General features: G+C 40.0%; 9 protein-coding genes and 7 tRNA genes. 4 read left to right on the top strand and 12 right to left on the bottom strand.

What is annotated here, in order from left to right; genetic code table 11:
• The first annotated feature begins 94 nt into the window (after positions 1–94).
• The 4 genes from ACFOU2_RS14910 to ACFOU2_RS14895 all read left to right on the top strand — a co-directional run bounded on the left by ACFOU2_RS14910 (position 95) and on the right by ACFOU2_RS14895 (position 4,238).
• Positions 95–1,036, top strand: a complete 942-nt coding sequence (locus ACFOU2_RS14910) for a 1,4-dihydroxy-2-naphthoate polyprenyltransferase (RefSeq protein ID WP_377916452.1) — start codon at positions 95–97, stop codon at positions 1,034–1,036.
• 158 nt (positions 1,037–1,194) lie between these two features.
• Positions 1,195–1,962, top strand: a complete 768-nt coding sequence (locus ACFOU2_RS14905; protein ID WP_377916450.1) for a TraR/DksA C4-type zinc finger protein — start codon at positions 1,195–1,197, stop codon at positions 1,960–1,962.
• Positions 1,963–2,375: 413 nt separating this feature from the next.
• On the top strand, positions 2,376–3,170 hold the full coding sequence (locus tag ACFOU2_RS14900) for a TIGR00266 family protein (RefSeq protein WP_377916448.1): 795 nt from the start codon (positions 2,376–2,378) through the stop codon (positions 3,168–3,170).
• A 330-nt stretch (positions 3,171–3,500) separates the two neighbouring features.
• Positions 3,501–4,238: a lipase family protein gene (locus ACFOU2_RS14895; RefSeq protein ID WP_377916446.1), complete on the top strand. Its 738-nt coding sequence runs from the start codon at positions 3,501–3,503 to the stop codon at positions 4,236–4,238.
• Between the two features lie 52 nt (positions 4,239–4,290).
• Here ACFOU2_RS14895 and ACFOU2_RS14890 read toward each other — a convergent pair whose 3' ends face one another.
• From ACFOU2_RS14890 to ACFOU2_RS14835, 12 genes are all read right to left on the bottom strand, one after another.
• Positions 4,291–6,702 (bottom strand): glycogen/starch/alpha-glucan phosphorylase, encoded by a 2,412-nt coding sequence (locus tag ACFOU2_RS14890; protein ID WP_377916444.1) that lies wholly within the window; start codon positions 6,700–6,702, stop codon positions 4,291–4,293.
• 15 nt (positions 6,703–6,717) lie between these two features.
• Entirely contained in the window at positions 6,718–8,142 is a 1,425-nt protein-coding gene (gene glgA, locus ACFOU2_RS14885) for a glycogen synthase GlgA (protein WP_377916442.1), read from the bottom strand.
• A complete protein-coding gene (locus tag ACFOU2_RS14880) occupies positions 8,139–9,161 on the bottom strand; it encodes a sugar phosphate nucleotidyltransferase (protein WP_377916440.1) in 1,023 nt (340 codons plus the stop codon). The genes glgA and ACFOU2_RS14880 overlap by 4 nt, the downstream gene beginning before the upstream one ends.
• Positions 9,162–9,176: 15 nt before the next feature.
• Positions 9,177–10,334: a glucose-1-phosphate adenylyltransferase gene (locus ACFOU2_RS14875; RefSeq protein WP_377916438.1), complete on the bottom strand. Its 1,158-nt coding sequence runs from the start codon at positions 10,332–10,334 to the stop codon at positions 9,177–9,179.
• Complete coding sequence (glgB, locus tag ACFOU2_RS14870) at positions 10,276–12,222, bottom strand: 1,4-alpha-glucan branching enzyme (protein ID WP_377916436.1); 1,947 nt, start codon at positions 12,220–12,222, stop codon at positions 10,276–10,278. The genes ACFOU2_RS14875 and glgB overlap by 59 nt, the downstream gene beginning before the upstream one ends.
• Before the next feature lie 283 nt (positions 12,223–12,505).
• A tRNA-Glu gene (locus ACFOU2_RS14865) sits at positions 12,506–12,577 on the bottom strand.
• 8 nt (positions 12,578–12,585) lie between these two features.
• Positions 12,586–12,676: transfer RNA gene (locus tag ACFOU2_RS14860), tRNA-Ser, on the bottom strand.
• Positions 12,677–12,680: 4 nt separating this feature from the next.
• A tRNA-Asn gene (locus ACFOU2_RS14855) sits at positions 12,681–12,755 on the bottom strand.
• Positions 12,756–12,758: 3 nt separating this feature from the next.
• Positions 12,759–12,835 (bottom strand) — tRNA-Ile (locus ACFOU2_RS14850).
• A gap of 11 nt (positions 12,836–12,846) precedes the next feature.
• Positions 12,847–12,920 (bottom strand) — tRNA-Gly (locus ACFOU2_RS14845).
• 18 nt (positions 12,921–12,938) lie between these two features.
• A tRNA-His gene (locus tag ACFOU2_RS14840) sits at positions 12,939–13,014 on the bottom strand.
• Positions 13,015–13,057: 43 nt separating this feature from the next.
• Positions 13,058–13,133, bottom strand: a tRNA-Phe gene (locus tag ACFOU2_RS14835).
• Between the last annotated feature and the right edge of the window lie 125 nt (positions 13,134–13,258).

Genomic DNA, 13,258 nt, shown 5'->3' with positions numbered 1-13,258 from the left:
ATGTTTATAACCTGTTCTTTTTGGTTTCTTCCCATGTATTTGTTACTAAAAAGGGGAAAAACGTTTTAGATATATGTTGAAAGGAAGGTAATAAATGCAAGCTAAATTGCAAACAAGTCAACAAGGGATGACACCGACACGCAATGACTCTAAATGGAAAGTTTGGTGGCAGCTCATGCGCCCCCATACATTGACAGCCGCGTTTGTCCCTGTGCTCATCGGAACAGCTCTTGCGATGACCCACACAACAATTAACATTCCGCTGTTTGGAACCATGTTATTAGCTTGTCTGTTAATACAAGCAGCTACAAATATGTTCAACGAGTATTATGATTTTAAACGCGGCCTGGATAATGAGCAATCGGTTGGCATCGGCGGAGCCATTGTGCGGGACGGTGTACACCCAAACACAGTCTTAATGTCCGCATTCGGTTTTTATGGACTAGCCCTTTTATTAGGTGTCTATATTTGCATGAACAGCAGCTGGTGGCTCGCATTGATCGGGCTCATATGTATGACAGTCGGTTATCTTTACACAGGAGGCCCTCTTCCAATTGCGTATACGCCTTTTGGAGAAGTTGTTGCCGGCCTGTTTATGGGTGTCATCATCATCCTGATTTCCTTCTTTATTCAAGTGGGAAATATTACAACACAAAGCATCTTAGTTTCTATCCCAATCGGCATTCTTGTTGGTGCTATTTTGCTATCCAATAATATCCGTGATTTTGATGGCGATAAGGAATTCGGCCGTAAAACACTCGCGATTTTACTTGGCAAAAAAGGAGCCATTCTCCTGTTGGCCTCCATGTTCATTACAGCTTACCTTTGGGCCATGGGACTTGTCTTTACAAACCTGGCAAGTCCATGGATTTTACTCGTTTTCATTAGTATTCCAAAGGCTGCAAAAGCTGTGAAAGGATTCATCGGAAAAACCATGCCTATGCAAATGATGCCTGCAATGAAAGCGACAGCACAAACCAATACCATTTACGGCTTTTTGTTGTCGGTTGGATTGTTTATTAGTTATTTCATGTAACCTAGACCTTTACTGTGATTTTTTTGCTGCTTTTAAGAGGTTGACTTAGGAGGATGTGCTTTATGCTTCCTAAAGTCAACCTCTTTTTTTTGAGTTTTTTTATCCTTTTTCGTAAATAATACTCAAAGACAAACTCATTTTGCGAAGGGGGGATTCACTTGTTATCAACCAATCAAATGCAATCGCTGCGCAGCCAACTCCAAGATCGCCAGAAAGAAATCGAGCAACAATTTAAGATCAATGACCATTTTGGAGTGAGACGAAGTGATTTTCCGTATGATTCCTTTGGAGAATTATCGAGCTATGATAACCATCCAGCAGATATAGCCACAGAACAATATGAAAGAGAAAAGGACTTAGCGCTTAATGAGCATGCGGAACAGGAATTACACGAAGTGCAGCATGCATTACAAGCCATTGAAAACGGTTCATATGGTAAGTGCAAAACATGCGGCAAGGATATTCCGTTTGAAAGGCTTGAAGCCATTCCGACAACCATGTTTTGCAAAGAACATTCACCAGAGCAGCATATTTCAAACGATCGTCCAGTTGAAGAAGCAACATTAGACAATCCATGGGGACAACATGAATATGACGAACATTCCGGTACATTCTATGATGCTGAGGATTCCTGGCAGGAGGTAGCACGGTACGGCACTTCCGAAAGTCCTTCAGATTTTTTGGAAAAAAGGGAAATCGAAAACTACGGCGAAACATTTATTGAAGCAGAAGACCGGGTTGGCTATGTGGAAGACTATGAAAACTTTGTCGCTGTTGACCTATATGGGAATCACATTTCCGTTTATCCTACAAAAGGACATGATGTATATGAGCAAGCATTAGATGAAGAAGGCGTCATGACTGTATTTGGAGATCTGCATCCATTCGAACAAGACCCTTATGTAGAAGAAGAAGAAAAAGAGTGAGCTGTCTAAACAAATACGGAATGGGTATTGCATTAATAACATAACCACACATGATAAAGAAGGGTTTCTCCTTCTTTATCATGTGTTTTATTCGAAGGAAGTAAAACAATGAACAAAAAATGATACTCATCATTATTGTGACATATGCCTTATTACCATCAGTGACTTTCTATTTCTTATAGACAATAAATGGGAAGACGCCCTGTAAAAATCTGGTTGGACATCCCCTGATCATTTATCGGCACTTTTTTGGGTATCCTTTATGCACTTATCTTCTTATCTGTCACCATCATCTACGCAAAAAAGATTTCATTAATGCGACAAAAGCATTTTATATTCTATGAATATTTAATAGGAATTTTAAAAATTGTAACGAATACCTATAAGGAACTTATTTTTTTGAGGTGAAGATAATGAATGCACATGAGATCGATTATATCCTGCATGGGGATGACATGCAGTTTGTGGAAATTGAATTGGATCCCCGGGAAAGTGTTATCGCTGAAGCAGGCGGAATGATGATGATGGAAGACGGAATTGAAATGGAAACCATTTTTGGTGACGGGGCACATTCAGGTGCAAGAGGTCTCTTTGGTAAACTGGTCGGTGCAGGAAAGCGTGTATTAACGGGTGAAAGCTTGTTCATGACCGTATTCACAAACCAGGAAATCGGGAAGCGCCGTGTATCCTTTGCGGCTCCTTATCCAGGTAAGATTATCCCTATGGATTTAAGTGAGCTAGGCGGAAAGGTAATCTGTCAGAAAGATTCTTTTTTATGTGCCGCTAAAGGTGTTTCAGTCGGAATTGACTTTCAACGCCGCCTGGGAACAGGCTTTTTTGGCGGAGAAGGCTTTATTATGCAAAAACTTGAAGGGGATGGTCTTGCCTTCTTGCACGCAGGAGGAGCCATCTATAAGCGGGAACTGCAGCCGGGAGAAAGATTACGCATCGATACAGGCTGTCTTGTTGCCATGACGAAAGACATTGACTATAACATTGAGTACATCGGAAAAGTAAAAACCGCTTTATTTGGCGGAGAAGGCCTTTTCTATGCTACTTTAAGAGGTCCCGGAACGGTATGGATCCAATCCTTGCCATTCAGCCGCCTTGCTGACCGCATTTTCGCTAATGCTCCAGGGGGCGGGAAGTCAACGGGAGAAGGCAGTATGCTTGGAGCTTTAGGTGATTTATTAAACGGTGATGATTAATAGCCCTAACTATAATCCCAACAGTCAATGTTGGGATTATTTTCTGGGCACGCACCATTTTGCCCATCTTTTCATAAGCTATGTTGCTATTGAAGAAAAGCGCAAGCGCCTTGGTCAGCCCCGACAAGCGCTGGCCGACTAAAAGCGCCGCGTCCTGCGGCAACGTCGGCACTAGTACATCCTGTACGTCGGAGGCCTGACGGTGAAGTCGTTGTTTGACTTCATCGGCTGGACCGAAACGACTCGGGGGGCTAGGCACTAAAGCTAGACACTGTCATAAATCAAAATTTTCTTTATACTTACTTATCTTTAAAAAAGAAGGTGCAAAAAATGGTGCGTCAATCTATTATTCCCGAAGAAACTGCCCTTTTTTTGGCCCAGTGCTGCCAGTTGACATATGAACAGCAGGAACAAAATCGTTCCTTTTCCATTCCATGGCCATTTCAACTTGTAAAACCGTTTAAAGCACATTCATTCGGTATGGAAGAATGGTTCGGTTTTATTCTTGAATCCTCCCTTGCCATCGTGGTGGCTTTTCGCGGAACAAAATCGGACGTTGATTGGATTAGCGACTTACGCTACAGTCAGGTACCTTATCAGTATGTCAAAAATGCAGGGAATGTTCACTCAGGGTTTATGGGGGTCTATGAGTCCTGTAGAGATGAGCTAATTGGTACATTAAAAGGACTCTCTCCCTTAAAGCCCATATTCATGACAGGTCACAGTCTTGGAGCGGCGCTTGCTACCTTACATGCATTTGATGCCTCTATCAATTTGGATGACCGCATAATAATAATGGTTAATTTCGCCAGCCCGCGGGTCGGTGATCCAACTTTTGTCTATCAATATAAACAATATATCCCTTACAGCCTTAGATATGTAAACTTCGTTGACCTCATTCCATTCCTCCCTCCCCGAAAAATCTATTCTCCAATCAAAAAATCTTATTCAATTTATCGTCATATTCCTAACAACATCACGTTTTACTCTAATCAACAGTCCATCGAGGCAAATCACAGCATTCAAACATATATAAATTTCTTGGCTAATAAGCGATTGTTCGCGTAAATTAACAAAGCCTGCGTGATTTCAAATCACCCAGGCGTTCTTTTTCCTTTTTCTAAACAACCGTTCCTCTTTCCAGGGGATGGATTCCCCATATATCATCGGCATACTCTCGAATCGTTCGGTCACTTGAGAAATAACCTGAATGAGCAATGTTGATAATACTCCTCTCCAGCCATCCAGCCTGATTCAGATAAGCTTCATTTACCTTTTCCTGGGCTCCTGCATAGGAAGCGAAATCTCTCAATACATAATACTGATCATTTTGCATTAATAAGGAATCATAAATTGGTTCAAAGAGATCGAAAGAATTAGGGAAAAATCCATTTATCAGCTGCTCGAGCACTTTTTTGATCCGCTTATCATAGTAATAATAGTCGTATGAACGATATCCCCCGTTTTGCTCATAATTCAGTACTTCTTCTGCACTTAAGCCGAATGTGAATATATTATCGGCACCAACTTTTTCGAAAATTTCAATATTCGCCCCGTCTAATGTTCCAATGATCAGTGCCCCATTCATCATAAACTTCATATTTCCCGTTCCAGACGCTTCCTTACTTGCAGTGGATATTTGTTCACTCACATCCGCTGCGGGAAAGACATATTCCGCCAGAGAAACACGATAGTTTTCAAGAAAAATAACTTTTAGAAACGGAGAAACTTGTGGATCATTGTTTACTTTCTCTGCAAGTGAATTGATCAGCTTAATAATTTTCTTTGCATAATAATAGCCAGGTGAAGCTTTTGCCCCAAAAATAAACGTGCGGGGATGGATTTCAAAAGACTTTTCTTCTTTTATTCGATTATAAAGATACATGATGTGCAGCACATTCAACAATTGACGTTTGTAGGCATGCAACCTTTTGACCTGAACATCGAATATGGAATGATCATCAATGGGAATGCCTGTTTGACGCTGGATAATTTGGGCAAGACTCTTCTTTCTCTCCTGTTTGACTTTTTGGACGGCCTCTTTAAAACCCGCATCAAATGCATACGGCTTTAGTTTCATAAGCTCAGAAGGATGATGAACCCATGATGCACCAATTACATCTGTAATGGTACGGGATAACTGGGGATTGGCTTTTAACAGCCATCTTCTATGAGTAATGCCATTTGTTTTATTGGTGAATTTTTCAGGATATACCTCATAGAAATCCTTCATCTCTCGATTTTTTAATATCTCTGTATGAATTTTAGCTACACCATTCACCCGATAACTGCCTACAAGCGCTAAATGAGCCATTTTCACGATCCCATGAGCAATGATGGCCATTTGCTCAATCTTTCTCCAATCACCCGGATAACGATTCCATAGCTGCCTGCAAAACCGTTCATTAATTTCCTCTATGATCATGTAGATCCTTGGCAGCAAAGGTTTAAAGAGATGAATGGACCATTTTTCCAAAGCCTCCGATAACGTGGTATGGTTCGTATAAGAAACGGTGTTCGTGGTAATGAACCATGCTTCCTCCCAATCCATTTGCTCTTCATCTACTAAAATTCTCATTAGCTCCGGTATAGCCAAAACAGGATGAGTATCATTAATATGTATAGCCACCTTCTCATGGAAATTCTGAAGCGTACTATATGTTTTTCGATGAGAAGCTACAATACTTTGCAAGCTGGCTGATACAAGGAAATACTGTTGTTTCAACCTTAGAATTTTCCCATCTTCGTGTGTATCATCAGGATATAAAAATTCGGAAACAGATTCCGTTTCTCGTTTGTATTCCATCACATCTTTATGGATAGGAAAGCGTGAAGGCTCTGCATTCCATAGACGTAATGTATTCACAATATTCGTTTCATAACCGATAATCGGAATATCATAAGGCACGGCCATAATCGTCTCGGTGTGGACATGTCGAAACGATAAGCGTCCTTTTTCGTTCAACGTTTCCACTTCGCCCCAAAAGTTGATTTCTATCGCTTCGTCCGCTTTCCTGACCTCCCATGCATTTCCATGGCGAAGCCATTGTTCAGGAAGCTCTACTTGGAAGCCGTCTACAATTTTTTGATCAAATAATCCATGTTTGTAACGTATACCACATCCATGGCCCGGGAGATTCAACGATGCAAGAGAATCGAGAAAACATGCCGCCAGCCGTCCGAGCCCTCCGTTCCCTAATCCGGCATCTGCTTCAATTTCTTCTATTTCCCTTAAATCAATCCCTAACTCTTGTAACCCTTCGTCTACTACTTCACGAATTCCTAAATTAAGTAAGTTCTGAACGAGCAATTTCCCTAATAAAAACTCGATTGATAAATAGTAAACTTGTTTCGTATGAGAAGAACGCTGCTTTTCATTTGTTGCAATCCAATCAGAGCTGATATACTCTCTTACCATATTCCCTAACGTATGATATTGATCATAAATGGTTGATTCTTTAAAGCTCTTACCATAGGTCATCTCAAGTTTTTTCAAAAATGATTGTTGAAAGCATTGTTTGTTAGAGAACATGCTTTTTTCACTCCTTCACTTGACCATCAGGCTTGAATAAAGCTGATTATACTTAAACGCAGACCGGGCCCAACTGTAATCACGGTTCATCCCTTCCTTCACCAGTTTCTCCCATACTGTTTGATCTTCATAAAATCGAAGTGCCCGTTGAATTGTATGAAGCATGTCGTGAGCATTAAAGTTTGTGAAAGTAAATCCGTTTCCTTCGCCTGTATTTTCATTGTACGGCTGGACCGTATCGTTAAGACCTCCCGTCTCTCGAACAATTGGCACAGCTCCATATTTTAAAGCGATAAGCTGCCCGAGACCGCACGGCTCAAACTTAGATGGCATTAGAAATAAATCTGCGCTTGCATAAATAAAGTGAGCGAGCTCTTCATCGAATTCAATAATTCCTCTCACTTTATTACTATACGTACCATTCATGGTCTCAAAGAAATCTTCAAACTCTCTGTCACCGCTGCCCAGCACAATAAATTGTATGTTTTCTTGAAGAATCTCATGAAACACATGCTCCACAAGTTCAAGTCCCTTTTGTTTTGTCAGGCGGGTAACCATCGCAATCATAGGAATGGTCTCCTCTTGCGGAAGACCTAATTTTTTCTGAAGCGCCAATTTGTTTCTTTTCTTTGGACCCATGTTTTCAGAAGAATAATTATAAGGAATGAGAGAATCTGAAGCTGGATTATAAAGATGGTCATCAATTCCGTTAACAATGCCTATTAAGTCTTCCTGACGCTTTCGGAGTAATCCATCAAGCTTTTCACCATAATAAGGCATCTGAATTTCGTTTCGATAAGTCGGGCTTACTGTGGTGATTTTGTCTGTCGATACGAGGGCGGCCTTCATAAAATTTACATTCCCAAAAAATTCAAGTTGGCTTGTTGTAAAATAATAGTCATTTAAATTAAGCAAATCGTAAAGAATATCCTGAGGAAAGATTCCCTGAAATTGTAAATTGTGAATGGTAAAAACGGTTTGAACGGAAGCATAAATATCGTATTCTGCCCTTAATAAAAAAGGAATCATCCCTGTATGCCAATCATGACAATGGATAATATCAGGTTGAAAGTCCAAATGCGGAATACTTTCAATCACGGCGCGGCAAAAGAAAGAAAATCTTTCACCATCATCATAGTGACCGTATAACGTATCTCTTTTGAAGTAATATTCGTTATCAAGAAATACATACTGAATGCCGTCTTGCTCTAATAGTTCAATTCCGCAATATTGACGTCTCCATCCAACTTGCACATATATTACTTTCCTTAAGGTCATCTTTTCTCTATATGTTTCGGGAATATGACTATATTTGGGCATTACCACACATACATCAGTCCCCAGGCTGGCTAATTCCTTTGGCAATGCTCCTGCCACGTCTGCTAACCCCCCTGTTTTAACAAACGGTACACATTCAGAGACGACAAATAATACTTTCACGAATTCATCAACGCTCCTTGTACAGTACCTTTTTCGATTACATATGGATGCTCCGGTTCCCCTACTAATTCCGTATTTCTTTCTACCTTCACATCTTTATCTAAAATTACATAATTTAATAAACTGTTTTCTTTTACCATACTCTTTTGCATAACAATGCTGTTTTTCACGATTGCACCTTTTTCAATTTTAACTCCGCGGAAAACAATACTGTTTTCGACATACCCTTCAATGACACAACCATTGGCAACCATGGAGTTTTTCACATTTGCTGTCTTCATATAGCGAGTTGGCGGCTCGTCTTTTACCTTTGTATAAATTGGACGATCTTTGATGAAGACTTGCTTCCAGGCCAGCGGACTTAACATTTCTAAGCTGTTATTAAAATAAGACTCAATATCAAAAATCACGGCTGCATAACCGTCATGCTCATAACGTGACAAAATATATTTGGAAGCACAAGCCCTGATAAACTCACTTAAGGTGGGTACCGGTATATTCTCTTGATAAATTAAGTCAATCAACAGTGCTGTTTCTAATACATAAATTTGCAGCGGCCGCCCATGGTGATAGACCTCAGTAATATGAGCGTTTGAACGTATATGATGGCGCAGGACATCCTTGAAATTAATATGACCGATCGTATAACTGTTTGTAATAACTGTATATTTTTGTGTGCTTCTTAAAAAATAATCGATATGATAACGTAATTGAGGAACGATAGAAGTAAGATCTTGTTGGTTATTTGACATTGGCGGGAACACAAATAGTCCATCCCGTTTTCGATCCAAATCCCATTCTTTTCCTGAACCAAGATGGTCCACTAAAGAACGGTCGTTGATTCTAGGAAAAAGGGCAACGCTATGGATCCCTGAATGCACTAAATTAGACAGCATAAAATCAATCAAGCGGTATCTTCCGGCAAATGGAATGGCAGCAACCGTTCTATACTTCGTCAAAGGCCTTAAATCCATTGTATATGGTGATGCATCAATAACTCCTAGCATTTGTTTATTCATTAAAGCTCCTCCATTTTATTGAATAGTCTGACCATTTGAAGTTGGAAGTAATTCGTCTGTTACTAAAATGACTTCTTCTTCATTGTTGTCGGAACGAATAATGGTTCCATCGGGAATAGACATCTCCGAAGGAATAATCGCATTTTCAATATATACATTAGAACCAATTTTTGCATCGGGCATTATAACCGAGCGTTTAATGGTAGAGTGTTTTCCAACCTGCACACCTTGAAATAAGACAGAATGATCAATATTTCCTTCCACCACACAGCCCTCATTGATGAGAGATTCAACCACTTTTGCATCAGGAGAAATGTATTGCGGAGGTTGATTCGGATTAACGGAATAAACACGCCACGAATGTTCAAAAAGGTTTAACTGGGAGTCTGCCAAAAGCAGATCCATATTGGCTTCCCACAAGCTTTTAACCGTCCCTACGTCTTTCCAGTATCCTTTAAACGGATAAGCAAACAACTTCTTCTTTTCCTCTAATAACAAAGGAATGACATCTTTTCCAAAATCATGGCTGGAATCCGGATTGCGGGCATCCATTTCCAAGTACTCCTTCAATATAGACCATTTAAAAATGTAGATGCCCATAGAAGCCAAATTATTCTTAGGATGAGATGGTTTCTCATCAAATTCTATAACTTCTAAATTTTCATTAGTATTCATAATACCAAATCGGCTGGCCTCTTCCCATGGAACCTCAATAACTGAAATGCTTACATCTGCATTTTTTTCAACATGATAATCCAGCATGCTGCCGTAATCCATTTTATAAATGTGGTCTCCTGATAAAATCAGTACGTATTCCGGCTCATACTGCCTTAAATAATTTAAATTTTCATAGATGGCACTTGCCGTCCCTTTATACCATCTTACTCCCGAAGATTCAGAGTATGGAGGCAAGACCGTTACCCCTCCATCTCGACGATCGAGATCCCAGGCACTTCCGATACCGATATAAGAGTGTAAAACAAGGGGCTGATATTGGGTTAACACTCCTACCGTTTCAATGCCGGAGTTTGCGCAATTGCTTAGCGTAAAGTCGATAATACGATATTTTCCTCCAAATGGAACAGCGGGCTTAGCCAAATTTTTCGTCAGTGAACTAAGTCTGCTTCCCTTTCCTCCTGCCAGTAACATTGCTACGCACTTTTTTTTGACCATCTTGCTTCTTCTCCCCTCTTGATTTTCTAGCACGCAAAATACTTATTCCAAATGCCGGAATACTCATTTCAATATGATACGATTTCCCGTGATATTCTCCATCAATTGCTTTTAATGGTTTTTTATTTATAATACCCGATCCGCCAAAGGCCGCATCATCGCTATTGACCATTTCTATATAAGACGTCGCCAATGGGACTCCTACTTTATAATGGTCATATGTTTTGTCTGAGAAATTGCAAACAATGATATAGACATCATCTTGAAGTTTCCCCTTACGAATGAATGAAAAGATTTGCTGCTCATAATTATGTACATCAATCCATTCGAATCCTTCAGGTGTATGGTCTAACTCAAATAGCGGCTTACTTCTTCGGTAAACTGTTAATAACTCTTTCACGTAAAGATTTAGCTTACGGTGCATGTCGAAATCGAATAAAATCCAATCAAGCTCCTCCGAGTCTTTCCATTCATCAAATTGACCAAATTCGCCGCCCATAAATAATAATTTTTTACCTGGATGGGCAATAAAAAAACCATACAGCAATCGAAGTTGATCAAATTTTTGTGAATAATCCCCTGGCATTTTGTTTAACAATGACTTTTTCCCGTGAACCACCTCATCATGTGAAAAAGGTAAGATGAAATTTTCATTGAATGCATAAAGAAGGGAAAATGTGATTTTTTCGTGAAGATATCGTCGTTCCTGTACCGGTGCTTTCATATAAGTAAGAACATCATTCATCCAGCCCATATTCCATTTATAGTTGAATCCCAGACCTCCTTCAAATGTAGGAGCTGTCACTAAAGGCCAATCAGTAGAATCCTCTGCGATCATTAAAATTGTTGAATCACAGGAAAACACTACTTCATTTAATTTTTTCAAGAATTCAACTGCGTAATCGTTTACTCTCATGCCATGAGAGTTTGGCCAATAAAGGAGATTAGCTACCGCATCTACTCGAAAACCATCAATATGAAAATACTCTATCCAAAAAAGGGCATTTGAAATGAGGAAACTTTGGACCTCTGGTTTGGATAAATCAAAATTGGATGTTCCCCACACATAATTTTCTCGATCGCATGTATTTTCATATTCGTAGACAAATGTTCCATCAAATTTATATAAACCATGGTCATCTTTACAAAAGTGACCTGGCACCCAATCCAAAATTACTCCTATATGATGCTGATGACATTTGTCAATAAACGCCTTTAACTCTCCTGGGCTTCCGTATCGGCTTGTTGGCGCGTAATATCCAGTTCCTTGATATCCCCACGACTGGTCAAAAGGATGTTCGATCAATGGAAGTAACTCAATGTGAGTAAACCCATGCTCTATTACGTATGGAATAAGTTCATCTGCTAATTCCTTATAGCTATAAAAAGAGCCATTTTCATGTTTCTTCCATGATCCAGCATGCAGTTCATAAATGAATAACGGCTTTTCATAAGGAGTAGAAAGCTTTTTCTTGCGTCTCCATCCTTTGTCGTTCCAATCATATTCTTCAAGTGGATACACGATGGAAGCGTTATTAGGCCGCTTTTCACTATAAAAAGCATAAGGATCGGCTTTTAATAATTGATTTCCTTGTTTTGTGTGGATTTCATATTTATATAGCATTCCTTCTCGTACTGAAGGAACGAATAACATCCATACCCCTCGTTCATTGATTTTATGCATTTGATGTGTTGTACCATTCCAATTGTTAAAATCTCCGACTACTCTGACTTCTAATGCGTATGGAGCCCATACACAAAATCTAGTTCCCTCCACCCCATATTCATCTTTAATAAGGTGAGCTCCAAACAGCTTATAGGCTTTAAATAAATTTCCTTCATGAAACAAATGAAGTTCATATTCTGTAGGTTGAATTGTTGATATCATTTTGCCTCCCTCTCAACCATGTAAAAATAGGTTTATCCTTTACATTATTCGTTCTTCTCAAAAATTTACCTTCTAAAAAAAAACATGGTTTTTTGACAACGAAAAGCAACAGAAAATCGAAAAATGTCGTTTTTTACATAAAAGCGGAAAACAGAGTCAAAGTACGAAGAATAAATAGAGGGGAAATGTGCTTTCGAGAAAGCAAACAGAGATTAAATAATGAAAAAATAGCAGCAGAAAAAATAAAAAGCAGTTTGCTTTTTAGCAAACTGCTTTTTATGAATGACCCGTACGGGATTCGAACCCGTGTTACCGCCGTGAAAGGGCGGTGTCTTAACCACTTGACCAACGGGCCAAAGTACCTGGCAGAGAAGAAGGGATTCGAACCCTCGCGCCGCGTTAGCGACCTACTCCCTTAGCAGGGGAGCCCCTTGAGCCACTTGGGTACTTCTCTGTATTGGCTCCACAGGCAGGATTCGAACCTGCGACCAATCGGTTAACAGCCGATTGCTCTACCACTGAGCTACTGTGGAATATGGTGGGCCTAAATGGACTTGAACCATCGACCTCACGCTTATCAGGCGTGCGCTCTAACCAGCTGAGCTATAGGCCCTTTTTTATTTATGGAGCGGGTGATGGGAATCGAACCCACGACATCAGCTTGGAAGGCTGAGGTTTTACCATTAAACTACACCCGCGTTAATAGAATATCTAAATGGGGCGACTGATGGGAATCGAACCCACGAATGCCAGAGCCACAATCTGGTGCGTTAACCACTTCGCCACAGCCGCCATTGAATGTGACCTGTTTCCAAAAGATAAATTAGGTTTAAAATGGTGGCTCGGGACGGAATCGAACCGCCGACACAAGGATTTTCAGTCCTTTGCTCTACCAACTGAGCTACCGAGCCGTTATTTATCTATCTGTAAAAAACAAACCGTACTGCTGTTTCACTTCTTCTGTTTAGATTGTCGTCGCTTCCGCCAGAAGTTCCAACATCTCTGAAGATTGAACAGTTTCTTTGCCTTACTTTGT

This window comes from Bacillus songklensis, from assembly GCF_042649685.1.
Taxonomy (GTDB): domain Bacteria; phylum Bacillota; class Bacilli; order Bacillales; family Bacillaceae_H; genus Bacillus_BA; species Bacillus_BA songklensis.
The sequence above is the reverse complement of the archived record's forward strand: the minus strand, read 5'-3'. Positions and strand labels throughout refer to the sequence as shown.